This is a genomic window from Paraburkholderia sp. BL27I4N3 (assembly GCF_003386115.1).
Taxonomy (GTDB): Bacteria; Pseudomonadota; Gammaproteobacteria; order Burkholderiales; family Burkholderiaceae; genus Paraburkholderia.
Window position 1 is genome coordinate 1,902,629 of the sequence record NZ_QREJ01000001.1, and the last position, 25,879, is coordinate 1,928,507.

The window sequence follows — 25,879 nt, forward strand, 5'->3', positions numbered from 1 at the left end:
AGTATTCGGCGCAATTCAAGCTTTACTTTAAGTTCGGGGCGAAGGGCGGCGTTCCAGCGCCGTCAAACGATGCTTTAACAGCCGTTTTCGTTCAGCAACGCCTTATCCAGCTGTCGTTACCACTTTTGAGTATTAAAAAATGAAGAAACATTATTTTTAATGATGAAAGCCCTTCGATAGACTGGGCCTCCAGTTGACGTTCATGTGCACGTGACCGCGACACAAGAAAAGACATCACACGCTGTTTCAGCGGACAACGCGGAGAAAGTTGACATGAAATACCAAGGTACGGGGCTGGCAGGCAGGACGAAGAAACTGATCGCGGCGCTAGCATTGGGCGCGGCGGGCGCGCTCGGCGTGATGGCGCAGGCGCACGCCGCCGACACGACGCTGCTGAACGTCTCCTACGACCCGACGCGCGAGCTGTATCAGGACGTCAACCAGGCGTTCGGCAAGGAGTGGAAAGCGAAGACGGGCGAGACGATCACCTTCAAGCAGTCGCACGGCGGCTCGGGCGCCCAGGCGCGCTCGGTGCTCGACGGTCTGCAGGCCGACGTGGTGACGCTGGCGCTCGCCTATGACATCGACGCACTGGCGAACAAGGGTTTGCTGGACAAGGGCTGGCAGAAGCGTTTGCCGGATAACGCCTCGCCGTACACGTCGACGATCGTGTTTCTGGTGCGCAAGGGCAACCCGAAGCACATCAAGGATTGGGACGATCTGATCAAGCCGGGTGTGTCGATCGTGACGCCGAACCCGAAGACGTCGGGCGGCGCGCGCTGGAACTACCTCGCGGCTTGGGCGTACGCCGAGCATCAGCCGGGCGGCAATGATCAGAAGGCCAAGGAATTCGTCGGCAAGTTGTACAAGAATGCCGGCGTGCTGGATTCGGGCGCGCGCGGCGCGACCACCAGCTTCGTGCAACGCGGGATTGGCGACGTGCTGATCGCATGGGAAAACGAAGCCTTCCTGTCGCTCAAGGAATTCGGTCCGGAGAAGTTCGAGATCGTGGTGCCGTCGGTCAGCATTCTGGCCGAGCCGCCGGTCGCGGTGGTGGACAAGGTGGTCGACAAGCACGGCACGCGCAAGGTCGCCGAAGCTTACCTGAACTTCCTGTATAGCGAGCAAGGCCAGGAGATCGCGGCGAAGAACTTCTACCGTCCGCGTTCGAACAAGGTGCCGGCCGAGCTGACCGCCAAGTTTCCGAAGCTGAAGCTGTACACGGTGGACGATTCGTTCGGCGGCTGGACCAACGCGCAGAAGACGCACTTTGCCGACGGCGGCGTGTTCGATTCGATCTATCAGCCGCAGTAACAGGCCCGCTGCCGGCATCGGCAAAGGCATAGGCAAAGGCATAGACATAGGCAGCACGACGCGGCGACGCGTCACTCCCGAGCGCGCCCCATGGGGCGCGCTTTTGGCCGCCAGGGCCTGCCGGCCGGCAATACGAGCATCAACCTGAACGAGTAACGAGCATGACGACGTTGACCTTCCGAAAACCGAGCGCGTTGCCCGGTTTTGGCCTGACACTCGGCATCACGGTGGCTTATCTGAGCCTCGTGGTGCTGATTCCGCTTGCGGCGACCTTTCTCAAGACCGCCACGCTCGACTGGAGCCAGTTCGTGCGTGCGGTGAGTTCGCCGCGCGTGCTCGCGTCGTATCGGCTCACCTTCTTTTCCGCGCTCGGCGGCGCGCTGATCAATGCGGTGTTCGGCTTTCTGGTGGCGTGGGTGCTGGTACGCTACACGTTTCCGTTCAAGCGCATTGTCGATGCCGTGGTCGATCTGCCGTTCGCGCTGCCCACCTCGGTCGCGGGTATTTCGCTCGCGGCCGTGTACGCGGGCAACGGCTGGATCGGGCAGTTCCTCGAACCGCTCGGCCTGAAGATCGCGTTCACGCCGGCGGGCGTGCTGGTCGCGCTGACCTTCATCGGTTTGCCGTTCGTGGTGCGTACGGTGCAGCCGGTGCTCGAAGAGTTCGAGCGCGAGCAGGAAGAAGCGGCGGCGTGCCTGGGCGCGTCGCGCTGGCTGACGTTTCGGCGCGTGGTGTTGCCGGCGGTGTTTCCGGCGCTGCTGACGGGCTTCGCGCTGGCATTCGCGCGCGCCCTCGGCGAATACGGCTCGGTGATTTTCATCGCCGGCAACGTGCCGATGAAGTCGGAAATCACGTCGCTTCTCATCATCACCAAGCTCGAGCAATACGACTATGCGGGTGCGACTGCGATCGCGGTCGTGATGCTGGTCGTGTCGTTCCTGATGCTGCTCTTTATCAATACCTTGCAGTGGTATCTGCAGCGCCGCACGAGTCGTGGGGGCGCGGGCCCGGCGCCTGCTGCCGCGAGTGTCGCGGCGATCGGTGTCGGCGGAGGTGCGCAATGAGCCGCGATTCCGTGAAGAATGCAGGCGCGGCAGCAGCCGTGGCCGTGGCGCCGCGCGCGCCGCTGAACGTCGCGCGCCGGCCCGATCCGGTCACCGAACCGCCTGTCGTGCGCTGGATTCTCACCGGCGTCGCGCTGCTGTTTCTCGCGCTGTTTCTCGTCGTGCCGCTCGCCGCCGTGTTCTATCAGGCGTTGAACAAGGGGCTCGGTTTCTATCTGGAATCGCTCGCCGATCCGGACGCGCTCGCGGCGATCAAGCTCACCGTGATCACCGCCGCGATCGCGGTGCCGCTGAACCTCGTGTTCGGCCTCGTGGCTTCGTGGTGTATCGCCAAGTTCGAGTTCCGCGGCAAGGCGCTGCTGACCACCCTGATCGATCTGCCGTTTTCGGTGTCGCCGGTGATCTCGGGCTTGATCTATGTGTTGATGTTCGGCGCGCAGGGCTGGTTCGGCCCGTGGCTGCAGGACCACAACGTGCAGATCATTTTCGCGGTGCCGGGCATCGTGATGGCAACGATCTTCGTCACGTTCCCGTTCGTCGCGCGTGAGCTGATTCCGTTGATGCAGGCGCAAGGCAACGACGAAGAAGAAGCCGCGCACGTGCTCGGCGCGTCGGGCTGGCAGATCTTCCGCCGCGTCACGCTGCCCAACGTCAAATGGGGCCTGCTGTACGGCGTGATTCTGTGTAACGCGCGGGCAATGGGCGAGTTCGGCGCGGTGTCGGTGGTGTCGGGCCATATTCGCGGCCAGACCGACACGATGCCCCTGCACGTCGAAATTCTCTACAACGAATACAACTTCTCGGCGGCGTTCGCCGTGGCGTCGGTGCTGGCTCTGCTCGCACTCGTGACGCTCGGCCTGAAGCTGCTCGCCGAGCGCCATATGTCGGCGGAACTGTCGGCCGCGCGCGATGTGCCCGCATACGCGGGTCCCGTTACGCCTGCGGCCAATGCAACAAGCGCAACACCCGCAACACCCGCAACAAGCGCATCACACACAACGCAAGCAACGCATGCACCGCAGCAACACCCGCTCAAGCAAGGAGAGCTGTAATGGGTATCACCGTTCGTAACCTGCAGAAGCGCTTCGGCGATTTCGTCGCGCTCGATAACGTCTCGCTCGACTTTCCGCCGGGCGAACTGGTTGCGCTGCTCGGGCCGTCGGGTTGTGGCAAGACGACCTTGCTGCGCGTGATCGCCGGACTCGAATACGCCGACGGCGGCCAGGTCGTGCTGCAAGGCCAGGACGTGGCGACGGTCGGCGCGCGCGAGCGGGAAGTGGGCTTCGTGTTCCAGCATTACGCGCTGTTCCGCCATATGACGGTGTTCGAGAACGTGGCCTTCGGCTTGCGCGTGAAGCCGCGCAAGGAGCGCCCCTCGGAAGCCGTGATCCGCGAGAAGGTGCATGAACTGCTCAAGCTCGTGCAGCTCGACTGGCTCGCGCAACGCTATCCGTCGGAACTGTCGGGCGGCCAGCGGCAACGTATCGCGCTCGCGCGCGCGTTGGCCGTCGAACCGAAAGTGCTGCTGCTCGACGAACCGTTCGGCGCGCTGGATGCGAAGGTGCGCAAGGAACTGCGCAGCTGGCTGCGTCGTCTGCACGACGATCTGCATATCTCGACGATTTTCGTCACGCACGATCAGGAAGAAGCGCTCGAAGTCGCCGACCGTATCGTCGTGCTGAATCGCGGGCATGTGGAGCAGGTGGGCAGTCCGCAGGACGTGTATGACCATCCGCAAACCTCGTTCGTCTACGAGTTTCTCGGCGCGGCGAATCGCCTGCACGGCAACGTCGATGCAAGCGGTTTCGTGGTGGACGGCGCGGCGTTGCCGGTTTCCATCAAGGCCGATTTCAGCGGTCCCGCGTTCGCCTATGTGCGTCCGCACGATCTGCAGTTGTACCCGCAGGCGTCGGGGCATCGCGAAGGCATCGTCGTCGACGTGCGGCGCGTGGTGACACTGGGTGGCTCGGTGCGGGTCGAACTCGCGGGCCGCGAGGGCAACCTGCTCGAGGCCGAACTCGATCGCGAAGCGTGGCGCGATCTGCAGCTCTCGATCGGCGACGGCGTGACCGCGGTGCCGCGCGCCTTGCGTGTGTTTCCGGCGCAGTGAGCGCAGTGCTGTCAGGCGCGCAGCGACAGCAACACGACCCGGCGTTTCAAACGAACTCAAATAACTCAACTCTGGCCGAACCGGAGACATCAAGATGAATTTCCAGCAATTGCGCTTTGTGCGCGAAGCCGTGCGTCAGAACATGAATCTGACCGAGGTGGCGAACGTGCTGTACACGTCGCAGTCGGGCGTATCGAAACAGATCAAGGATCTGGAGGACGAACTCGGCGTCGACATTTTCATTCGACGTGGCAAGCGCCTCACGGGCCTCACCGAGCCGGGCAAGGCCGTACATCAACTGATCGAGCGGATGCTGCTCGACGCGGAGAATCTGCGCCGGGTCGCGCGCCAGTACGCTGACCAGGACAGCGGGCACCTGGTCGTGGCGACCACCCACACGCAGGCGCGCTACGCGTTGCCGAAGGTGATCCGTCAGTTCACCGAGGTGTTCCCGAAAGTGCATCTGGCGCTGCGTCAGGGTAGCCCGCAACAGATCGCGCAGATGATCATCAACGGCGAAGCGGACATCGGCATCTCCACCGAAGCGCTCGACCGTTTCCCGGATATCGTCACGTTCCCGTGCTATTCATGGCATCACGTCGTGGTCGTGCCGAAGGATCATCCGCTGGTGGGCCGTCCGAATCTGACGCTCGACGAAATCGCCGAATTCCCGATCGTCACTTACGATCAGGACTTCACGGGCCGCTCGCATATCGACCAGGCCTTCGCGAAAGCGGGCGCGTTGCCCGACGTCGTGCTGACCGCGATCGACGCCGACGTGATCAAGACCTACGTCGAACTCGGCATGGGCATCGGCGTGGTCGCGGCGATGGCCTACGATCCGAAGCGCGATACGGAACTGGTCGCGCTCGACACGCAGCATCTGTTCGAGGCGAGCACGACGCGGGTCGGTTTGCGCAAGGGCGCGTTCCTGCGCGCGTACGCGTACCGGTTGATCGAGATGTTCGCGCCGCAACTGAACGAAGCGGATATCGCCGCGCAGTTGCGCGAAGCGGTTTGAGGGTTGCGCCGGATCGTCGCGGTCCGGCGCAACGCCGAACGCTGCCGCACGAATCCATCGCGGCGGCCGGTTAGCGCGAACTTCATGCGGGCTGCGGCTGGCCCAGGCCAGACGCCGCACAAACTTGTGGCGCCAAAGCGCCGGCCCCATCCAACCCCGAAACGAACGCACATCCGTTTTTTCACGCATGGCGGCGCGCGGCGCATCGCTTACAATCGCCGCCATGAATACTTCGACTTCTTCTTCCGCTATACCTTCAAACGAAGGCGCCACGTCATTGCTGCCGCGCATCGTCGTGCTGGCGACCGGCGGCACGATTGCCGGCGCGGCCGCGAGCGCCACCAACACCTCGGGTTATCAGGCCGGCGTGATCGGCGTCGAGCAATTGCTGGCCGTGGTGCCGGCCTTGTCGACGGTGGCGCGCATGGAGAGCGAGCAGATTGCCAGCGTCGACAGCAAGGACATGGCGATGCCGCTTTGGACCACGCTCGCGCAACGCATCAACACGCTGCTCGCCGACGACGAGATCGACGGCGTGGTGGTCACGCACGGCACCGACACGCTCGAAGAAACCGCCTACCTGCTGCATCTCACGGTCAAGTCGGACAAGCCGGTCGTGCTGACGGCGGCCATGCGCCCGGCCTCGGCGCTGTCCGCCGATGGCCCGCTGAATCTGCTGAACGCCGTGACGGTCGCGGCGCAGGCGAGTTCGCGCGGGCAGGGCGTGCTGGTGGCCTTCAACAACAAGATCCATAGCGCGCGTGACGTGGTCAAGACGAGCACCTATGCGGTCGACGCGTTTCACTCGCCCGAAATCGGCGCGCTCGGCTGGGTGCAGGACGGCCGTGTCGAGTTCCAGCGCGGTGTGTTGCGTCCGCATACGCTTGCAACCGAGTTCGTGATCGGCGCGACGTGGCCGCATGTGGAAATCGTCGTGAGCTACGCGGGCGTGTCGCGCATTGCCGTCGATGCGTTGGTCGCCGCGGGTGTGCGCGGCATCGTCGTGGCAGGCACGGGCAATGGCTCGATTCACGCCTCGGTGCAGCAGGCGCTCGCCGATGCCGCCTCGCAAGGCGTCGCGGTGGTGCGTGCGTCGCGCGTGGGATCGGGCCACGTGATGCGCAACGGCGCGGCCGCCGACGACGCACTCGGTTTCGTCAGCGCGGGTTCGCTGAATCCGTACAAGGCGCGCGTGCTGCTGATGCTGGCATTGGCCGCGGGCGCAACGGGGCCGGTGGCTTTGCAGAAGACTTTCGATACGTACTGAGGGATTCAGCGCTGAGCAATTCAATTCAGCGCATGACGCTCAAATGACAACGCGGCGCCCAGGTCATCGACCGGAGCGCCGCGTTGTCGTTTCAGCTTGCGGTTTATCGCTAGCGCCGAAAAGGCGACGCCTGCACGCTGTCAGTTCGCCAGATCCGGCGGCAACTTGCCGCCGTTAGCTGCCAGTGCCACCATCACCTGCTTGTGCAGCCAGATGTTCATGCTTGCCGAATCGTTCGTGTCGCCGGTGTACTTCAACTCCCTGGCGAGTTCCTTGCGATGATCGAGGCTGCTGTCGACGCCGAGCGCCTTCAGCGTGTCGACGATCGACGTGCGCCAGTTCAACGTTTGACCGCTCTCGCTCACGAACTGGTCCATGACGACAGCGACGTCGACGTCGGCGAGCGGCGCGGGCGCCGGAGTGGCCGACGGTGCAGCAGCTTGCGCCGCGGCCGGATCCGGTGTCGGCTCGACAGCGGGCGCGGGCTGGTCCGGTTTCGCTTTGCCAAAGAGCTTATGTACGATGTCACCAAAGATGCTCATTCTGAATCCTTTGCAGAGGGGTTACTGGCGCAAGCACATTCCGCTCACGGGTTGAACACTGGCTGGGAATCGGGCGAATGAAGCAGCGGACACGCGTTGCCATGACCGGCAAGCCGCACTTGGGCGCCGACACGCCCGCAACCAGACTCAACGAGTGTAGGAGAAAAGCGCGGACCGATGTGTCAAAAAAGGTCGAGCAAAGGGGACGGAGTTGCAAGCAAATGCAAGCAGACTTGCGGCCATGCGTACGAGGGTAGCGGCAAAGAGACACGCCGGTGAGCGGCGTGCGTGACGCACCCGCTGCGAGAGTTTGGCCGAAAAAGCATAAACATCGCTAAACATTGAAGTCCGACAGCCGGACACCCGACGACGACGTCTGACCGACCAAGGCTTCCCCGGCGCCGCCGGGTGCCGCTGCGGACCCCACTTGCCGCTCTCAGCCCAGAGCGGCACGATTTGCCCGTTCCGTCATGCATGTCGCACGACGAACCGGGCGCCCCACCTGCGACTGCCATGACGTTGATCCTGCAACGATCATCGCAATCCGTATTGCTGCCTTATGCTGCCTTGGCTTCGCTGCCCGGCGCTTGCGCGACTTCGAAATTCGCCATGATTTCGAGCGCGCGCACCATTGCCGAGTGATCCCATGCCTTGCCGCCGTTCGCCGCGCACACGCTGAACAGTTGCTGCGCGCTCGCCGTATGCGGCAGGGCGATGCCGAGCTTGCGCGCGCCGTCGAGTGCGAGGTTCAGATCCTTCTGGTGCAATTCGATGCGGAAGCCTGGATCGAACTTGCGCTTGGTCATGCGCTCGCCGTGCACTTCGAGAATCCGCGACGAAGCGAAGCCGCCCATCAAAGCCTTGCGCACACGTTCCGGATCGGCGCCCGAGCGCGAGGCGAACAGCAGCGCTTCGGCCACGGCTTCGATATTCAGCGCGACGATGATCTGGTTCGCGACCTTGCAGGTCTGGCCCGCGCCGTTGTCGCCGATCAGCGAGATGTTCTTGCCCATCAGTTCGAACAGCGGCCTGGCCGTGGCGAACGCCTTTTCCGGGCCGCCCACCATGATCGTCAGCGACGCTTCACGCGCGCCGACTTCGCCGCCTGAAACCGGCGCATCCAGATAGTCGACGCCGAGCGCATTGATCTTCTTCGCGAACGCTTGCGTGTCGAGCGGCGAGATCGAGCTCATGTCGATCACGAGCTTGCCTTGCGAAAGGCCGGCGGCGACGCCGTCGTCGGCGAACAGCACGTTGGCGACATCAGGCGTGTCCGGCACCATGATGATGACGATGTCGGCGGCCTGCGCGACAGCGGTCGAATCGGCGACGACGCTCGTCGTTTTGCTCAGATCTTCCGGCACCGGGTACGCGCCATTCACGAACAGCGAGTGACCGCCCTTGATGAGGTTGCGCGCCATGTGCGCGCCCATGATGCCGAGGCCGATAAAACCGATCTTTGCCATGTGTCTAAATCTCCAGTGTTGTTTGGGGTCCCTCGTGGGACTTCCTTCGGGGCGTCGAGCGCCTGATCCCGCCTGGCAATCAGGCGATGCGACGCTCAGGCGGCGGCGTGCGCCGCGCCGCGGGTTTGCCCGGCCACGCTCTGCACCCAGCCGAGGCCGGCGGTGGTCGTCGTGCGCGGTTTGTATTCGCAGCCGACGTAGCCGTCGTAGCCGAGCGAGTCGAGCAGATCGAACAGGAACGGGTAGTTGATTTCGCCGGTGCCCGGTTCGTTGCGGCCCGGGTTGTCGGCGAGCTGGATGTGCGCGATCTGCGGCAGGTTCTTCCTGATGGTCGCCGCGAGTTCGCCTTCCATCCGTTGCATGTGATAGATGTCGTACTGCAGGAACAGATTGTCCGAACCGACTGCGCGGATCACGTCGAGGCCTTCGGCCGAACGGTTCAACGCGAAACCCGGAATGTCATAGGAATTGCACGGCTCGACCAGCAGCTTGATGCCGGCCTTCTTCAGTTCGCTCGCAGCGAAGCGCAGGTTGTCGACGATGGTCGAGCGCGCCTTGTCCGCATCCACGCCGGCCGTCGGAATGCCGACGAGGCAGTTCAGTTGCGGCACCTTCAATGCTTTCGCATATTCGATCGCGCGGCCGACGCCTTCCTGGAATTCGCTCACGCGATGCGGCAGGCAAGCGATGCCGCGTTCGCCGGCTTCCCAGTTGCCCGCGGGCAGGTTGTGCAGCACCAGCTTCAGGCGGTTCTGCTGCAGACGCTCGCTCAATTCGGCGATTTGAAACGGATACGGAAACAGAAATTCGACGGCGTGAAAGCCCGCGTCCGCAGCGGCCGCAAAGCGGTCGAGGAACGGGACCTCGTTGAACAGCATGGTGAGATTCGCTGCAAATTTCGGCATGGTGCGTCTGTCTCTCTGGTCGGTCAGTGGAATAACTTCGTGAGGCGGTTCGGTTTGCAGAACCGCGCTCACGTGATGCTCATCGTTTCGCTGCGTCAGGCCACTCAGTCGAGCATGCTGATCGCGGTCGGCGCGTCTTCGCGCTTCGTGGCCAGTTCTTCGAATTCGTTGATCGCGTCGATTTCGGTGCCCATCGAAATGTTGGTCACACGCTCGAGAATCACTTCGACGATCACCGGCACGTTGAACTCGGAGAGCATCGATTGCGCCTTGAGCAGCGCGGGCTTCAGTTCTTCCGGCTTGAACACGCGGATCGCCTTGCAACCCAGACCTTCGGCCACCGCGACGTGATCCACGCCGTAGCCGTTCATCTCCGGCGCGTTGATGTTCTCGAAGCCGAGTTGCACGCAGAAGTCCATGTCGAACGCGCGCTGTGCCTGGCGGATCAGGCCGAGGTATGAGTTGTTCACCACCACGTGAACATACGGCAGTTTGAATTGCGCGCCGGCGGCCAGCTCTTCGATCATGAACTGGAAGTCGTAGTCGCCCGAGAGCGCCACGATCGGACGTTGCGGATCAGCCGCACGCACGCCGAGCGCTGCCGGAATCGTCCAGCCGAGCGGGCCGGCCTGGCCGCAGTTGATCCAGTTGCGCGCCTTGTAGACGTGCAGGAACTGCGCGCCGGCGATCTGCGAGAGACCGATCGTGCTCACGTAGCACGTGTCGCGGCCGAACACCTGGTTCATCTCTTCGTAGACGCGCTGCGGCTTCATCGGCACGTTGTCGAAGTGCGTCTTGCGATGCATCGTGCGCTTGCGTTCCTGGCAGTCGGCAACCCACGCGCTACGGTCCTTCAGCTTGCCCGCGGCCTTCCATTCCTTTGCCACTTCGACGAACAGTTCGAGCGCGGCCTTCGCGTCCGACACGATGCCCAGATCCGGACCGAACACGCGGCCGATCTGCGTCGGTTCGATGTCGACGTGCACGAACTTGCGGCCCTTCGTGTACACCTCGACGCTGCCCGTGTGACGGTTCGCCCAGCGGTTGCCGATGCCGAGCACGAAGTCGGAGGCGAGCATCGTCGCGTTGCCGTAGCGGTGCGAGGTTTGCAGGCCGACCATGCCAGCCATCAGCGGATGGTCGTCGGGAATCGCGCCCCACGACATCAGCGTCGGAATCACCGGCACGCCGATGGTTTCAGCGAACGCGACGAGCAGGTCTTCTGCGGCCGCGTTCAGCACGCCGCCACCCGAGACGATCAGCGGCTTGTCCGAGTTGTTCAGCAAGGTGAGCGCAGCTTCGATCTGCTTGCGCGTCGCTTTCGGCTTGTAGACCGGCAGCGGTTCGTACGTGTCGATGTCGAATTCGATTTCGGCGAGTTGCACGTCGATCGGCAGATCGACCAGCACCGGACCCGGACGGCCCGAGCGCATCAGGTGGAAAGCCTGCTGGAACACACGCGGCACCAGCGCCGGCTCACGCACGGTGACGGCCCATTTGGTGACGGGCTTGGCGATCGATTCGATATCGACGGCCTGGAAATCTTCCTTGTACAGACGCGCGCGCGGCGCCTGGCCCGTGATGGCGAGAATAGGAATGGAGTCGGCCTGAGCCGAGTACAAACCGGTGATCATGTCGGTGCCGGCCGGGCCCGAGGTGCCGATACACACGCCGATGTTGCCCGGTTGGGCGCGCGTATAGCCTTCGGCCATATGCGACGCGCCTTCGACGTGGCGGGCCAGCACGTGGCTGATGTTGCCTGCCTTGCGCATGGCCGAGTAGAACGGGTTGATCGCTGCGCCCGGAACGCCGAATGCGGTGTCGATGCCTTCCTTTTCGAGCACCAGCACCGCTGCGTCGACGGCTCTCATCTTGGCCATGAATGTCTCCTGAATGTCTTGGGAATGGGCGAATTAAAAGTGTTGAGTGCACTTTAGGCCTCACCTAAAGGTTTGATAAGATCAGTCCGGGTCGCTTATTTCGAAACAAAAAGTATGGAATGGCCCGCGGACTGGCATCGGGACTGGCAGCAGGGAGACAAAAATGGATCGCTTCAAACAGATCGAAACCTTCGTGCGTGTCGCGGATGCCGGCAGCCTGGCGGCGGCCGCGCTGGAGGAGGGCGTGTCGCCGGTGATTCTCGGCCGCCGCATCGACGCGCTGGAAAGGCGCCTCGGCGTCAAACTCATGTACCGCTCGACGCGGCGGCTGGTGGTTAGCGAAGACGGCGCTGCATTTCTCGAGCGCTGCCGGGGTCTCCTCACCGAATGGGATCAGGCGGAAAACGAGCTCAGCGCCGGGCGGCGCGCCGTGAACGGCCATCTGATCGTGTCGGCGCCGGCGGCGTTCGGGCGCAAGCACGTCGCGCCGCTCGCGCCGGTGTTTCTCGCCGACAAGCCGGAATTGCAGGTGTCGTTCAATCTGACCGACCGGGTAGTGGATCTGGTACGCGAGGGTTACGACCTGTCGATCCGGATCGGCGGCGCGGTCGATCCGAACTTCGTAGCGGTCAAGCTGGCGTCGAACCGGCGCGTGGTGTGCGGCACGCCGGAGTATTTTCGCCAGCACGGCCGGCCGAAAACGCTCGAAGACCTGCCGCAGCACAACTGTCTCGCATTCAATCTGCAAGGCGGACAGAACCGCGGCTGGTATTTCCGCCGCAACGGCAAGCTGGCGACGGTGCGGGTGGGCGGCACGCTCGATTGCAACGACGGTGAATTGCTGCACCGCTGGGTGTCGGAAGGTCTCGGGCTCGGCTGGCGCTCCACGTGGGAGATCCAGCAGCAGCTGGCGCGCGGCGAGCTGGAAACCGTACTCGACGAGTTCGCGCTGCCGGACTACGACATTCTCGCCGTCTACCCGCAGCAGCGGTACGTGCCGGCGAAGGTGCGGTACTTCATCGATTATCTGAAAGAGGTCTACGCCAGCGAGGACTACTGGAACCGCCCGGCTTACTAACCCTGCCGCATCCGGGCGCGCTGGCGGTTCGGCCGGATTTTTTTGCGGATTCCGGGCGGGGTCGGGAATAAACTCGGCAAATGGCCGGTTATTCGTTGCAGAGAGTGTCCCGACGAGCTAAATCGCATAGCCGCAATGCCCTGGAGGGCCGAGGTGGTCCAGACCGATTCAGAACCTGTCCGCGCGCACGGCGAGTCCGAAGCAGCGAGGAGCCGGCGCTTTCAGCAAATGGCGCTGCCGCACCTCGATGCCGCGTACAACCTTGCGCGCTGGTTGTGCGGTAACGCGAGCGACGCCGACGATGTCGTGCAGGAAGCGTTCATGCGCGCATTCCGATTCTTCGACACGTTTCGCGGCGACTCGGCGCGGCCCTGGCTGCTGGCGATCGTGCGACGCACCTGGTACACGGAATGGCGACGACGTTCGTCGTCGCATGAGACGGTGGAGTTCGACGACACCATGGACGACGCCTCGTTCGAAGGCTGGAGCGTCGGCGGCGCCGATCCGCAGGCGCTCCTGATCCGCGACGAGGACACCAAGCGCGTGCACGAGGCGCTTGCGCAGTTACCGGTCGAATATCGGGAAGTACTGATGCTGCGGGAGCTGGAGGAAATGGGTTACAAGGAGATCGCCGCGGTGGCCGACGTGCCGATCGGCACGGTGATGTCCCGGCTCGCGCGGGGGCGTCGCAAGCTTGCCGCGCTGCTCATGGAGAAACAGGAGGGCGGAAGCGCTTCGCACCGGTCGTCGGCGTGCGCGGCGGCCGGCCCAGGCAGATCGGCTACGGCGAGCGTCACCCCATTGCGGGCGTCCGCCAATGGCCGGCCGCTCAACACACCCGGCGGCAGCGTCGCCGGCAACGCTCAGGAGACGCCAGATGGACTGTAACGAAGCGCGGCCGCTCCTCGACGCGAACGCCGATCACGAATTGCCCGCGCCGGACGCCCGGCGCGTTCAGCAGCACATCGAGAGCTGCGACGCCTGCCGGCGCGAAAGCGAGAACCTGCGGGCCTTGAGTGGCGCGGTGCGCGCGCTGCCTTACCATCGTGCGCCGCAGTCGCTGCGCGAGCGGATCATCGCCGGATTGCCGTCCGTCGACGAGCCGGTTGCGGCGGCCGAGGCGCCGGTTGCCAACGTCAAGGCGCCGTCGCGCGAGCAGGCACGGCGCGGCTGGCTCGAGCGTTTGCTGGCCGGGATGCGTGCGCCGCAGGGCGGTTTGGGCTGGCCGACGGGCGCTGGCGCTGGCACGGGCGGCATCGGCGGCGGCGCGGTCGGCTCAGGCGGCGTGTTCGGGCGCGGCTGGCTGACGGTGCTGGTGCTCGCGCTGTGTGCGGCGGCGGCTGGCGTGGCGCTGAACCTGCGTCGGCCGGCGGACTTCGGGCCATTTACCGACGAGTTGATAGAAAGTCACGTACGCGCGCAGGTCTCGGGACGTGACATCGACGTGATTTCGACGGACCGGCATACGGTCAAGCCGTGGTTCAATGGCCGGCTCGACTATTCGCCGCCGGTCGAGGATCTCGCGGCGAACGGCTTTGCGCTGGAGGGCGGCCGCCTCGATTACCTCGCGCATCAGCGGGTGGCCGTGCTGGTGTACCGCTACCAGAAGCATGTGATCGACGTGTACGTCTTTCCGCAGACCGCCTCCAGCGGCACGGCGCCGGCGACGCTCGGCCGCGAAGGCTACTCGATTGCGCACTGGAACGCGGAAGGCATGACCTGGTGGGCAATCTCGGACGCCGCGCCAGATGCGCTGAAGGGGCTCGAAGTGGCGCTGAAGGCGCGCCTGCAAAGCGGCAGCGAGCGCACGGAAACTGGCTCGTAGACTGCGACCAGCGCGCTGGGCGGCTCTGCGGGCCACAGACCGCCGGGGTTTGCGGGTGCGGCCGCTCCCACAGGCTTCGGTGCGCGTTTCAGGCCGCCGGGTGCGAGAGGCGGTGCCCACGCCGCGGCCGCACTGGCTAAACCTTTGAAAACACACCCGATTCGCGCTTCGCAATAACGGGATATCTTGCAACCCGGCCCCAATCGGGTTACACTCTTGGGCTTCTCACTTGCCACACCGGTTCGACGCCCGGGTGGCTTTAATCCATAAGTCAGCACAAGGAGTGAATATGCGTCATTACGAAATCGTATTTATCGTGCACCCGGATCAGAGCGAGCAAGTGCCCGCCATGATCGAGCGTTACAAGTCCACGATCACCTCGCACGGTGGCCAGATCCACCGTATCGAAGACTGGGGCCGTCGCCAACTGGCCTACATGATCGAGAAACTCGCGAAGGCTCACTACGTCTGCATGAATATCGAATGCGACCAAACCACGCTCGATGAGCTGGAACACGCATTCAAGTTCAACGACGCTGTTCTGCGTCACCTGATCGTCAAGATGAAGAAGGCCGAGACCGGCCCGTCGCCGATGATGAAGGAAGTGCAGCGCGAAGAAGCCAAGAAGTCGGCTGCTACGCAACCGTCCGAAGCGCAGGCTTAAGACACACTATTTAAGCTACCAGATCAAAGCGTCGTTCTCGTCGAAGGCTACATGAATCGGCTGCAACTGACGGCCAGCGTCGTTGAACGCGAACCGGTGCGATATACCCCCGCCGGCGTTCCGATCGCAGGCTGCACGTTGCACCACCGCACGGAAGTCGTCGAAGCCGGCATTACCCGGCAAGTCGAACTGACCATGCAGGCAGTGGCCGCAGGCGAGGCGAGCGGTAAGCTGGAAAGCTGTCAGATGGGCGTGGAAACGCTCTTCACAGGCTTTCTGGCAAAAAAGCACCGCAACGCAAGAACTCTGGTATTTCACATCACAGCATTGCAGGACATTGGAAAGGACTGAACATGCCCCGCCCGACTGGTAAGAAATTCGACAAGCGTCGTCAGCAACAAAATCCGCTCTTCAAGCGCAAGAAGTTCTGCCGTTTCACGGCCGCTGGCGTCGATCACATCGACTACAAGGACCTCGAAACGCTGAAGGACTTCATCGGCGAAAACGGCAAGATCACGCCGGCGCGTCTCACGGGTACGAAGTCGCACTATCAACGCCAGCTGGATACGGCAATCAAGCGCGCACGTTTCCTCGCGCTGGTGCCGTACACCGACCAGCACAAGGCCTAACCCGACGACGCGATAAGGAGTCTCCGAATGCAAATTATTCTTCTGGAAAAAGTCGTCAATCTGGGCAACCTGGGCGATATCGTGAAGGTCAAGGACGGTTACGCACGTAACTTCCTGATCCCGAACAAGCAAGCCCGCCGTGCAACGAAGGAAGCTTTGGCTGAATTCGAAGTGCGTCGCGCAGAACTGGAAAAAGTCGCCGCTGAAAAGCTGGCTGCGGCTACCGCTCAAGGCGAAAAGCTGGGTGGCTCGACCGTTCAGATCAATCAGAAGGCTGGCGTCGACGGCCGTCTGTTCGGTTCGGTGACGAACGCGGACATCGCTGAAGCCCTGGTCAAGCAAGGCTTCGCAGTGGAAAAGGCGCAAGTGCGTCTGCCGGAAGGCCCGCTGAAGCTGGTTGGCGAGCACGCAGTTCAGATCTCGCTGCACACCGACGTCTTGGTCGATGTGACGGTGGCTGTGATCGGCGAACACGTCTAAGCATCAGGCAGTATTTGCCAGGACGTTGCTGGCGAAGGGCAGGGGCCGGGTAACCGGCCCCTGCCTTTTTTGTGCCTGTTTTTTTGTTTTTCCCGCTCGCCGCGGCCGCTCGATTACCCGATAATTCCTCTCCATGAACGCACCGTCCAAAGATCCCCAACTCGAGTCGCTGAAAGTCCCGCCGCATTCGATCGAGGCCGAGCAATCGGTGCTGGGCGGCCTGCTGCTCGACAATGCCGCGTGGGACCGCATCGCCGATTTCCTGTCGCAGAGCGATTTTTACCGCTACGACCACCGCATCATCTTCGAGCACATCGGCAAGTTGATCGCGGCCACGCGTCCGGCCGACGTGATCACCGTCTACGAGGCGCTCGGCACCTCGGGCAAGGCGGAAGAAGTCGGCGGTCTGGCCTATCTGAACGCGCTCGCGCAGAACACGCCGAGCGCGGCCAACATCCGCCGCTACGCGGAAATCGTGCGCGATCGCGCGGTGTTGCGCCGGCTAGTCTCGGTCGCCGATGAAATCTCGGCTGATGCCTTCAATCCGCAGGGCAAGGAAGTCCGGCAGTTGCTGGATGAGGCCGAATCGAAGGTGTTTTCGATCGCCGAAGATGGCGCGCGCGGCACGCAGGGTTTCCTCGAAATTGGACCGCTGCTCACGCAAGTTGTCGAGCGGATCGACACGCTTTATCACACCGCCAATCCGAGCGACGTGACCGGCACGCCGACCGGCTTCGTCGATCTGGACCGCATGACTTCGGGCATGCACGGCGGTGAGCTGATCATCGTCGCGGGTCGTCCGTCGATGGGTAAAACGGCATTTTCAATGAACATCGGCGAATATGTGGCGGTCGAGTACGGCTTGCCGGTCGCGGTGTTCTCGATGGAAATGCCGGGTTCGCAGCTCACCATGCGTATGCTCGGCTCGGTCGGACGGCTGGATCAGCACCGTATGCGAACCGGGCGCCTCACCGACGAGGATTGGCCGAAGCTCACGCACGCTGTGCAGAAAATGAGCGAAGCGCAGATTTTCATCGACGAAACCGGCGGTCTGAACCCGATGGAATTACGCTCGCGCGCGCGGCGATTGTCGCGCCAGTGCGGCAAGCTGGGGCTGATCATCATCGACTATTTGCAGCTTATGAGCGGGTCGTCGTCAGGTGAAAACCGCGCGACCGAAATCTCGGAAATCTCGCGCTCGCTGAAGAGTCTCGCCAAGGAACTCGACGTACCGGTGATCGCCTTGTCGCAGCTCAACCGCGGTCTTGAACAGCGCCCGAACAAGCGGCCAATCATGTCCGACTTGCGCGAATCCGGCGCTATCGAACAGGATGCCGACGTGATCCTGTTCATTTACCGCGACGAAGTGTATAACCCGGACAGCCCGGACAAGGGCACGGCCGAAATTATCATCGGCAAACAGCGGAATGGTCCGATCGGCCCTGTTCGGCTCACGTTCCATGGTCAATTCACGAAGTTCGACAATTTTGCGGGCGCGCAAAATTTCTACAGCGACTAGAAACGCAATTCGCGCAGAAGTGAAGCTATAACTGGAGCGTCGTTGTAACGGCGCTTTCACAAGTGCGGCCGGGGTCTCGCAACGGTACAATGTGGCGGTTTTATGTCAGCCATAATGTGACCAATTTTCGGGATCCCAATGTTCGGTCGATTCATGCCCACCGAGGGCAAGTTCTTTGAAATTTTCAATGCGCACGCAACGTGCATCGTCTCGGCAAGCCGCGAACTCGAGCTGCTGATCGACAACCTGCAGGACGCCGAGACTCATAAGCAAAACGTGCAGAAAGCCGAGAAGGCCGCTGACAAGCTCACGCACGAAACCATCGACCTGCTGCACAAGACGTTCATCACGCCGCTCGACCGTGACGAGATCCACAAGCTGATCACCACGATGGACGACATCCTCGACCTGATGGAAGACGTCGCCACCGCCATTTCGCTGTACGACGTTCAAGCCGTGACCTCCGAGGCGAGCCAGTTGGCGCACATCTGCACGGCCACCTCCGAGCGCGTGCAGTTCGCCGTCAGCCTGTTGTCCGACATGAAGCAGGCGAGCCAGATCCTGAAGGCCTGCGAGGACATCGACCGTCTGGAATCGGAAGCCGACCGCGTGCTGCGCTCGGCCATGTCGAAACTGTTCCGCGAAGAAGACAACGTCAAGACCCTGATCAAGCTCAAAGCGATCTACGAATTGCTCGAAACGATCACGGACAAGTGTGAGGATGTAGCGAACATCATCGAAGGCATCGTGCTGGAAAACGCATAATGCAATCGATACAACTCGCAATCTGGGTCGTCGTCGGCCTGGTGGCCGTCGCGCTGATTTTCGACTTCATGAACGGTTTTCACGACGCGGCGAATTCGATCGCCACGGTCGTTTCGACCGGCGTGCTCAAGCCGCAGCAGGCCGTGGCTTTCGCGGCGGCCTTCAACGTCATCGCGTACTTCGTGTTCCACCTGAAAGTCGCCGCAACCGTCGGCAAGGGCACGATCGATCCGAACATCGTCGACCATTACGTGATTTTCGGCGCGCTGGCCGGCGCGATCGGCTGGAATATCATCACCTGGCATTACGGCATTCCATCGAGTTCCTCGCATGCGCTGATCGGCGGTCTGGTGGGCGCGGCGCTCGCCAAGTCGGGCTGGGGCTCGCTCAACTTCGACGGCCTGATGAAGACGGTGGCCTTCATCTTCATTTCGCCGCTGCTCGGCTTCGTGCTCGGCTCGTTCTTCATGCTGGCGGTGTCGTGGATCTACTTCCGCACGCCGCCGAGCAAGGTCGACCGGCGTTTCCGGCGCCTGCAACTGGTGTCGGCGGGTTTGTACAGCCTCGGGCACGGCGGCAACGACGCGCAGAAAACCATCGGCATTATCTGGATGCTGCTGATCGCGACCGGCTATGCGTCGTCGTTCGCGGATGCGCCGCCGCTGTGGGTGATCGGCGGCTGCTATCTTTCCATGGGCATCGGCACGCTGTTCGGCGGCTGGCGCATTGTCCGCACGATGGGGCAGAAGATCACCAAGCTCAAGCCCGTGGGCGGCTTTTGCGCGGAGTCGGGCGGCGCGATCACGCTGTTCACTGCATCGTGGCTCGGCATTCCCGTGTCCACCACGCATACGATTACCGGCGCGATCGTCGGGGTCGGCGCGACGCAGAAGCTGAGCGCGGTGCGTTGGGGCGTGGCCGGCAATATCGTGTGGGCGTGGATTCTGACGATCCCGGCTTCCGCGGCGCTCTCCGGCGCCGCCTGGTGGCTCGGCCACCGTTTCCTGTAAAACCGCGCGGCGGCGCTGCCCGCCGCGCTATCAAACTGTCCGTATCCGTAGCGTGCCGTCTAGATCAGCGGCGCGCTAGCACCGTCCATCGGGACGATTGCGCCCGTCACATAGCTCGCGCGGCGGCTCGCCAGAAATAGCGCGACGTCGGCGATTTCCTCCGGTTTGGCATAGCGGCCGAGCGGCACTTTGGCCTGCCCGCGCGTGAGCGCTTCCGCGCTGTCGATGCCTTGCTGCGTCGCTTCCAGCTTGACGGCTTCCTCGACACGCTCGGTCAGCGTCGCGCCGGGGTTGATCGCGTTGATGCGGATGCCGTAGCGCGCGTAATAGTGAGCGAGGCCGACGGTGGCGAGCATTAACGCGGCGTTCGCGGCGCCGCCGGCAATATGGATATCGCTCGCGATCTTGCCGCCCATGCCGATAATGTTGACGATTGTGCCGGGCTCACCGCCGTTGCCGGACCTGGCGCGTTCGGCCATGCGGCGCAGTACTTCCTGCTGGGGATAGATGTAGGGGAAGTACTTCGCTTCCATGGTGGCGCGGAACGCGTCGGCGTCGAGCGTTTCCGGATCATAGCGGCGCGCGGCGCCGGCGCTGTTGATCAGTATGTCGATCGGGCCGACTGCGGTGCTGACTTCCTCGACGATATCGGCGGCGCTGTGCGGTTCGTGCAGGTCGGCGCGGGTCCGGTGCACGTGCAGGCCTTCCTGCTTCAACTGCTCGTAAGCGCGCGCGAGGTTGGCGGGATCGCGCGAGACGATCGCGACTTTGGCGCCCTCGAGCGCGAACGCGCGGGCGCACGCGAACCCGATTCCCTTGCTGCCGCCTGTGATCAACACCACCTTGTCTTTGAGCCCGAGATCCATCGTCATCACCTGCTGTCGGAAGAATATCGATGACGATAGCAGATCAGTGGGGGCGGTGTCGTGTGTGGGGTGGTGGTGAGGGGAGGATCGTGAACGGCGGTGCGTCACTTGTTGTTCGTGCGCCGACGACCGGTGGTATAACAAAAATATCTAAGCCAGGCGGCGCGATTTGGGCATGGCACCAAGCGCTGAGTGCGAGTTGTGGGGCGCCGTGTGATGCTGAACGGCCGAGCGCGCTGCTGTGAGGTCCGCGCACGCTGGCTTGCCGCAGCCTACATCGCGTCGTATCGGCACGGTAGCGGCTTGATCCATGCCTGTTTGCGCCAAACCCACGCCGCGGCGTCAGAAATTGCCGTTGGCGAAGCGCGCGATCGGGTCGTCGTTGGTTTGCGTGGGCGCGGGCATGCCGCGCGCGCCTGTCGAAGCCCGCATAATCTGCACGCCGCCGTTTTCGTCGGCTTGCTGCGCCTGGCGCGCGGCGACGGACGCGGGCGGCGGCGGCTCGAACGCGTCGGCGGCGGCGTCGATTGGATCGGGCGCGCGGGAGCTCGCCATTTGCGGCGCCGTGCGTGAAGCGGCCGCCTGTTGCTGAGCGGGTGCACCGGCGATGCCGTTATAGGCGCTGGTTTGAGCGGCCGGAACCGGCGTCGGCGACACCGCGCCTGCCGCACGCGCCTGCATCTGCGCCGCGCTCAGTCCCGGCGGTGGCGGTTCGAACGGATCGGCTTGCGGCGCGGCCGCGGTCGTTGCCGATTGCGCTTCGGTGGGAGACGGCACGCGCGACGTTGCCGCGACGCGGGCTGTCTGCTGCGATTGCGATTGCGATTGGGGTTGCAGCGCGCCAGCGGCATAAACCGGCGACGCCTGTGAAGCAGTCTTCGCCGACGTCGGCGCCACTGTCGCCGCCTTACCTGCATACGCCGGCACACCTGCCGCCGCCGCATAAGCTGGCGCCGTCTGCGCCACGCGCTCAGGCTGCGGCGCCGCCGCCTGATAACTCGGCGTATCGAACGGCGCCGGTGTCGCTGCCGGCGCGGCCACGCGGCGGATCCCGTCGAAACGCTTCGCCCAATACGGATTGGTCAGATAGTCGAGCCGCACCGTGCCGCCGGTCGACGGCGCGTTGACGAAGCGCAGCTTGCCCACATAGATGCCAACGTGTGAATGCGCGCGCCCCGTCGTATTGAAGAAAATCAGATCGCCCGGCGCGATCTCGTCCGGTTCGATCGATTCGCCGCGCCCGCTCATATCCGCCGTCGTGCGCGGCAGATTAACGGATGCTGCGCGCGACACCACATAGCGAACCAATCCGCTGCAATCGAAGCCGCTATCCGGCGTATTCCCGCCCCAACGGTATGGAATGCCGACGAGACTCATCGCCTGAATCGAGATTTCCTCGCGGCCGATGCTGTGATCGACGAAGTTCGGAAAGCCGGGCGGCGGAGCATGATAAGCGCCGTTCGCCACCACGACCGAACTGCCCGCGCGCGACGACGTTTTCTGCGGCGCGCCGGCACAGGCGGCGAGCAGCAGAACGGTCAGCAGCGAAAAGGCGAGTCGGCGCATGAAGACGAGGAGAGCGGTAAACGCCCGTTTAACGGCGAACGATGTCGGGATGGTAGCCCTTGGAACCTCGCTCCGGCAAGAATTCTTGACAAATTACTTGAAGTTCGTGCGCTAAGTGTTGCCCGGCGAGAACGTACAGTCAAGAAAAAAGCCGCGTCCGGATTACTCCCGACGCGGCTTCTAGATAACGCTAACTAATTGAAACTTAAAGAATTTCCGACGCGTAATCCGCAAGGCGCGAACGCTCGCCGCGCGCCAGTGTCACATGCCCGCTGTGCGCCCAGCCCTTGAAGCGATCGACCACGTACGTCAAACCCGAACTGCCTTCCGTCAGATAAGGCGTATCGATCTGCGCGATGTTGCCGAGACAAATGATCTTCGTGCCCGGACCCGCGCGCGTGACCAGCGTCTTCATCTGCTTGGGCGTCAGGTTTTGCGCCTCGTCGATGATCAGGTACTTGTCCACGAACGTGCGGCCACGCATGAAGTTCATGCTCTTGACCTTCAGGCGTGAGCGGATCAGTTCCTGCGTCGCGGCGCGGCCCCATTCGCCGGCTGCGTCGTCGGTTTTCTGCAGGACTTCGAGGTTGTCGTCGAATGCACCCATCCACGGTTGCATTTTTTCCTCTTCCGTACCCGGCAGGAAGCCGATGTCTTCGCCGACCGGCACCGTCGCGCGCGTCACGATGATCTCGTTGTAGCGCTTGTCGTCCAGCACCTGCGCGAGACCGGCGGCGAGCGCGACCAGCGTCTTGCCGGTGCCGGCCTGACCCAGCAGCGTGACGAAGTCGATCTCCGGATTCATCAACAGGTTCAGCGCGAAGTTCTGCTCGCGGTTGCGCGCCGTGATGCCCCACACGTTGTTCTTGTGGTGGCCGTAGTCGCGCAAGGTCTGCAGTAGCGCCGTCTTGCCGTTCAACTCGCGCACCAGCGCGTGAAACGCCGGCTCGCCGTTCTGCGGCTCCAGATAGACGAACTCGTTGACCAGCATCGAGGCGCACAGCGGACCCGTCACACGGTAGTACGTGGTACCGGTCTTGGTGTCCTGCCAGCTCTCCATGCCCTTCGCGTGCTTGGTCCAGAAATCCTGTGGCAGCGCGCGGATGCCGGAATACAGCAGATCGCTGTCTTCGAGCACCTGGTCGTTGAAGTAGTCTTCAGCGGGCAGGCCGAGCGCATGCGCCTTGATGCGCATGTTGATGTCTTTCGACACCAGCACGACCTGGCGATCCATCCGGTCGCGCTGCAGCGCGCGCACCACTCCAAGGATCTGATTGTCGGCCTTGCCTTCCGGCAAACCTTCCACCGGCTCGATGGCGTTGAGCTTGGTCTGGAAGTACAGACGCCCGGACGCCTCGCGGCTGCCCAGCCGCGCGAGCGAAATGCCGTCGGATATATTGCCGGCGTTCGCCACCAGCGCGTCGAGCGTGCGGCTCACCTGGCGAGCGTTGCGCGCGACTTCCGACATGCCTTTCTTGTGGTTGTCGAGTTCCTCCAACGTCATCATCGGCAGATAGACGTCGTGTTCCTCGAAACGGAACAGGCAGCTCGGATCATGCATCAGCACGTTCGTGTCGAGCACGAAGAGCTTCTGCATTTCAACCGGCTCGGTGCCCGCACCGCGTTTCTTGGTGGTGCCGCGCGTAGCCGGCGCGGCAGCCGTGGGCGTGCTCGCTTCAGCCTGCTTCGCGCTCGGCGCGCGGGCCACGACCGGCTGCGCGGCCGGCTCGGCTTGCGGACGACTGGCCGGAACCGGTTGCAGCAGTGCGGCGGTCTGCTTCGTTTTGCGACCACGCGCCGGAGCAGCCTGTTCAGCGGATGCGGACGCAACAGCGGCCGCCGACGATGCCGGCACCGGCCGCAAAGTGGTCGCGGCATTGGCGGCGTGTGCCATCGGCGTGGCGACGTTCGCGCGGCCGTAGTCGGCCGACTCTGCGGATTCCCCAACGACCGCCTGTTTCTTCGCGACCGAGCGCGCCGGGCTGGCGGCTTTGGCCTTGTATTCGTCAGGCGGCAGGAGATTGCCGAGCTTGCTGGGGGGGGTAGGCAAAGGCATGGTTTCCCTCGAATTAATCGGGTCACATATCGTGCGCCGCCTGTCGCATTCTGCCGGTGCCAGTGAGTGCGCACGCAGATTGCGCCCGGAGGCGCGCATTCGGTCTAGAGATGCCGGTTCGCCTGGTCTTCGATCGGCTCCTTAACGGATGCGCGTGGCCGAGTGAAAGAACGGCTGCGCGCAATTAAAAAAGCCGCCGCCCCGGCGTACGGGGCAAGCGGCTCGCCTACAGTGCTCGCGTTGCACCTCGCGACTCCGACGGAACCCAGGAAACGGGAAGCGGCCGTCAAGTCTGGCGCAGCGGCAAAAATTGGGTGTGTACAGGCACTCATTGCAACCCAATATAGCGCGCCTCAAAGCGCTTGTACAGCCTCCAGAATATCGTCGACGTGGCCCGGCACTTTCACGCCACGCCACTCCTGGCGCAGCACGCCGTCAGCGTCGATGAGGAACGTGGAGCGTTCAATTCCCCGTACCTCTTTGCCATACATTTTCTTCATTTTGATGACGTTGAAGAGCGCGCACAGCGTTTCTTCAGGGTCCGAGATCAGCGGGAAGGGCAATTCGAGCTTTGCCTTGAAGTTGTCATGCGAGCGCAGGCTGTCGCGCGACACGCCGAGGATTTCCGCGCCGGCCTTCTTGAACTTCGGATACAGATCGCGGAACTGCAGACCTTCGGTCGTGCAGCCCGGCGTGTTGTCCTTCGGATAAAAATACAGCACCACCTTCTTGCCCCGCAGCTTGGACAGCGTGATCTCGCCGCCGGTAGCGGGGGCGGTGAAGTCGGGGATGGGTTGGTCGACTGCAATGGGCACGAGGTTCTCCGGTTGTGATGGCCTGCGCCGGATGACTGCGGCGGCGTCGGCCTGGCATCGAGACTTTGGGGGAGGGGCGGCCGGCGCGCGGCATGCTCTCGCGCGGCGGCAGGTCTGTCAGGGCCGGCTGCGGATCGGCCAGTCAGGGCTGGACAATCAACTCGCCGGAGCGCCCTGGAATTTCGCCCCATGTAACAGGGTACGATGGCAGCGTACTGCGGTCTAGCGTCGCGTAGTAATCACCCATCGTCGCGAAGGTGTGGCCCTGCGCGCGCCAGCCTTCCAGAAGCTGCTCGAAGATCGGCGCGAGCTTTTGCCCTTCGAGTTCCGCGTGCAGCGTGAACACCTGGTCGTGCGGATTGTTTTCCGTGTGCTTCAACATCCACGCGGCGACGTTGTGCGTTTCGACACCGTCCACACCGAGCACTTCGTCGAGCGTGGGCAGCGTGGTGGGCATCTGCACGTGCGAGAGCGTGCGCCCGCCGACCACCGGCAGATACGGCGAGTGGCCGCGTCCGTCGGACGCGTAGCGCATGCCCCAGGCGTCGATCTGTTCGAACGCATGGCCGTTCATTTGCCAGCCTGCCGCGCCATGTGTGACCGGCGGCGCGCCGAACACCTCGACGAAACGGTCGTGGCTTTGCTGCATTTGCGCCGTAGTCCATGCGCGATCTTTCGAGCGCACGTTGTCCTGCCAATACACGTGGTCCCACGTGTGAATGCCGCATTCGAAGCCGGCTTCATGGATCGCGCGCATTTCCGCCGACGCCTTGGCGCCGATGTCCGGGCCGGGCAGCAGCACACCGTACATCAGCTGCTTGACGCCGTAGTGTTCGACCACCGAAGTGCGCGACACCTTCTTCAGAAAGCCCGGTCGCAATACGCGGCGCATTGCCCAACCGGTGTGATCGGGCCCGAGGCTGAAGAGGAAAGTGGCGCGCGCCTTGAAGCGGTCGAAAATGCGAGCGAGGTTCGGCACGCCTTCGCGGGTGCCGCGCAGCGTGTCGACGTCGATCTTCAGGACGATGCGAGCCAAG

25 protein-coding genes are annotated in these 25,879 nt (G+C 63.2%); 16 read left to right on the top strand and 9 right to left on the bottom strand.

Annotation, left to right across the window (positions count from 1 at the left end; all coding sequences use genetic code 11):
* Positions 1 to 273: 273 nt before the first annotated feature.
* From B0G71_RS08820 to B0G71_RS08845, 6 genes are all read left to right on the top strand, one after another.
* On the top strand, positions 274 to 1,314 hold the full coding sequence (locus tag B0G71_RS08820; RefSeq protein WP_116141080.1) for a sulfate ABC transporter substrate-binding protein: 1,041 nt from the start codon (positions 274 to 276) through the stop codon (positions 1,312 to 1,314).
* Positions 1,315 to 1,475: 161 nt separating this feature from the next.
* Entirely contained in the window at positions 1,476 to 2,378 is a 903-nt protein-coding gene (cysT, locus tag B0G71_RS08825; RefSeq protein WP_106283584.1) for a sulfate ABC transporter permease subunit CysT, read from the top strand.
* Positions 2,375 to 3,430 (top strand): sulfate ABC transporter permease subunit CysW, encoded by a 1,056-nt coding sequence (cysW, locus tag B0G71_RS08830; RefSeq protein WP_116141082.1) that lies wholly within the window; start codon positions 2,375 to 2,377, stop codon positions 3,428 to 3,430. Before cysT ends, cysW begins: the two co-directional genes overlap by 4 nt.
* A complete protein-coding gene (locus B0G71_RS08835; protein WP_012432793.1) occupies positions 3,430 to 4,488 on the top strand; it encodes a sulfate/molybdate ABC transporter ATP-binding protein in 1,059 nt (352 codons plus the stop codon). The genes cysW and B0G71_RS08835 overlap by 1 nt, the downstream gene beginning before the upstream one ends.
* A gap of 94 nt (positions 4,489 to 4,582) precedes the next feature.
* The gene (locus B0G71_RS08840; protein WP_106283582.1) at positions 4,583 to 5,509 is read left to right on the top strand and encodes a CysB family HTH-type transcriptional regulator; all 927 of its coding nucleotides are present in this window, start codon (positions 4,583 to 4,585) and stop codon (positions 5,507 to 5,509) included.
* A 223-nt stretch (positions 5,510 to 5,732) separates the two neighbouring features.
* Complete coding sequence (locus B0G71_RS08845) at positions 5,733 to 6,776, top strand: asparaginase (protein WP_116148421.1); 1,044 nt, start codon at positions 5,733 to 5,735, stop codon at positions 6,774 to 6,776.
* A 140-nt stretch (positions 6,777 to 6,916) separates the two neighbouring features.
* Here B0G71_RS08845 and B0G71_RS08850 read toward each other — a convergent pair whose 3' ends face one another.
* The 4 genes from B0G71_RS08850 to gcl form a co-directional block, all read right to left on the bottom strand.
* On the bottom strand, positions 6,917 to 7,318 hold the full coding sequence (locus tag B0G71_RS08850) for a DUF3597 domain-containing protein (protein WP_116141084.1): 402 nt from the start codon (positions 7,316 to 7,318) through the stop codon (positions 6,917 to 6,919).
* Between the two features lie 557 nt (positions 7,319 to 7,875).
* Positions 7,876 to 8,784: a 2-hydroxy-3-oxopropionate reductase gene (locus tag B0G71_RS08855; RefSeq protein WP_116141086.1), complete on the bottom strand. Its 909-nt coding sequence runs from the start codon at positions 8,782 to 8,784 to the stop codon at positions 7,876 to 7,878.
* A 95-nt stretch (positions 8,785 to 8,879) separates the two neighbouring features.
* Positions 8,880 to 9,689 (bottom strand): hydroxypyruvate isomerase, encoded by an 810-nt coding sequence (hyi, locus tag B0G71_RS08860; protein WP_116148423.1) that lies wholly within the window; start codon positions 9,687 to 9,689, stop codon positions 8,880 to 8,882.
* A 104-nt stretch (positions 9,690 to 9,793) separates the two neighbouring features.
* On the bottom strand, positions 9,794 to 11,569 hold the full coding sequence (gene gcl / locus B0G71_RS08865; RefSeq protein ID WP_106283578.1) for a glyoxylate carboligase: 1,776 nt from the start codon (positions 11,567 to 11,569) through the stop codon (positions 9,794 to 9,796).
* A 163-nt stretch (positions 11,570 to 11,732) separates the two neighbouring features.
* On the opposite strand from gcl, the gene B0G71_RS08870 reads away from it, so the two are divergent.
* The 10 genes from B0G71_RS08870 to B0G71_RS08915 all read left to right on the top strand — a co-directional run bounded on the left by B0G71_RS08870 (position 11,733) and on the right by B0G71_RS08915 (position 19,539).
* Positions 11,733 to 12,647 (top strand): LysR family transcriptional regulator, encoded by a 915-nt coding sequence (locus tag B0G71_RS08870; RefSeq protein ID WP_116141088.1) that lies wholly within the window; start codon positions 11,733 to 11,735, stop codon positions 12,645 to 12,647.
* Between the two features lie 153 nt (positions 12,648 to 12,800).
* Positions 12,801 to 13,535 (top strand): RNA polymerase sigma factor, encoded by a 735-nt coding sequence (locus B0G71_RS08875; protein WP_116141090.1) that lies wholly within the window; start codon positions 12,801 to 12,803, stop codon positions 13,533 to 13,535.
* Positions 13,525 to 14,472: an anti-sigma factor gene (locus tag B0G71_RS08880; RefSeq protein WP_116141091.1), complete on the top strand. Its 948-nt coding sequence runs from the start codon at positions 13,525 to 13,527 to the stop codon at positions 14,470 to 14,472. Before B0G71_RS08875 ends, B0G71_RS08880 begins: the two co-directional genes overlap by 11 nt.
* A 289-nt stretch (positions 14,473 to 14,761) precedes the next feature.
* A complete protein-coding gene (gene rpsF, locus B0G71_RS08885) occupies positions 14,762 to 15,136 on the top strand; it encodes a 30S ribosomal protein S6 (protein WP_006048823.1) in 375 nt (124 codons plus the stop codon).
* 51 nt (positions 15,137 to 15,187) lie between these two features.
* A complete protein-coding gene (gene priB, locus B0G71_RS08890; RefSeq protein WP_035550556.1) occupies positions 15,188 to 15,487 on the top strand; it encodes a primosomal replication protein N in 300 nt (99 codons plus the stop codon).
* A 2-nt stretch (positions 15,488 to 15,489) separates the two neighbouring features.
* Positions 15,490 to 15,765 (top strand): 30S ribosomal protein S18, encoded by a 276-nt coding sequence (rpsR, locus tag B0G71_RS08895; protein ID WP_007182109.1) that lies wholly within the window; start codon positions 15,490 to 15,492, stop codon positions 15,763 to 15,765.
* A gap of 27 nt (positions 15,766 to 15,792) precedes the next feature.
* Positions 15,793 to 16,245, top strand: coding sequence for a 50S ribosomal protein L9 (gene rplI / locus B0G71_RS08900; protein WP_106283575.1), 453 nt, complete (start codon positions 15,793 to 15,795; stop codon positions 16,243 to 16,245).
* 133 nt (positions 16,246 to 16,378) lie between these two features.
* Positions 16,379 to 17,764 carry a replicative DNA helicase gene (locus B0G71_RS08905; protein WP_074763850.1) on the top strand — a complete coding sequence of 462 codons (1,386 nt, stop codon included), beginning with the start codon at positions 16,379 to 16,381 and terminating at the stop codon, positions 17,762 to 17,764.
* A 138-nt stretch (positions 17,765 to 17,902) separates the two neighbouring features.
* Entirely contained in the window at positions 17,903 to 18,529 is a 627-nt protein-coding gene (locus B0G71_RS08910; protein ID WP_012432805.1) for a DUF47 domain-containing protein, read from the top strand.
* Entirely contained in the window at positions 18,529 to 19,539 is a 1,011-nt protein-coding gene (locus B0G71_RS08915) for an inorganic phosphate transporter (RefSeq protein ID WP_116116820.1), read from the top strand. The genes B0G71_RS08910 and B0G71_RS08915 overlap by 1 nt, the downstream gene beginning before the upstream one ends.
* A 59-nt stretch (positions 19,540 to 19,598) precedes the next feature.
* On the opposite strand, the gene B0G71_RS08920 is transcribed toward B0G71_RS08915, so the two are convergent.
* From B0G71_RS08920 to B0G71_RS08945, 5 genes are all read right to left on the bottom strand, one after another.
* The gene (locus tag B0G71_RS08920; protein WP_116148425.1) at positions 19,599 to 20,405 is read right to left on the bottom strand and encodes an SDR family NAD(P)-dependent oxidoreductase; all 807 of its coding nucleotides are present in this window, start codon (positions 20,403 to 20,405) and stop codon (positions 19,599 to 19,601) included.
* A gap of 342 nt (positions 20,406 to 20,747) precedes the next feature.
* Positions 20,748 to 21,971, bottom strand: a complete 1,224-nt coding sequence (locus B0G71_RS08925) for a C40 family peptidase (protein WP_116141093.1) — start codon at positions 21,969 to 21,971, stop codon at positions 20,748 to 20,750.
* Positions 21,972 to 22,176: 205 nt separating this feature from the next.
* On the bottom strand, positions 22,177 to 24,027 hold the full coding sequence (locus B0G71_RS08930) for a PhoH family protein (RefSeq protein ID WP_116116822.1): 1,851 nt from the start codon (positions 24,025 to 24,027) through the stop codon (positions 22,177 to 22,179).
* Between the two features lie 353 nt (positions 24,028 to 24,380).
* Positions 24,381 to 24,842, bottom strand: a complete 462-nt coding sequence (locus B0G71_RS08940) for a peroxiredoxin (protein ID WP_116141095.1) — start codon at positions 24,840 to 24,842, stop codon at positions 24,381 to 24,383.
* Positions 24,843 to 24,984: 142 nt separating this feature from the next.
* A complete protein-coding gene (locus B0G71_RS08945; RefSeq protein ID WP_116141097.1) occupies positions 24,985 to 25,878 on the bottom strand; it encodes a polysaccharide deacetylase family protein in 894 nt (297 codons plus the stop codon).
* Position 25,879: the final 1 nt, after the last annotated feature.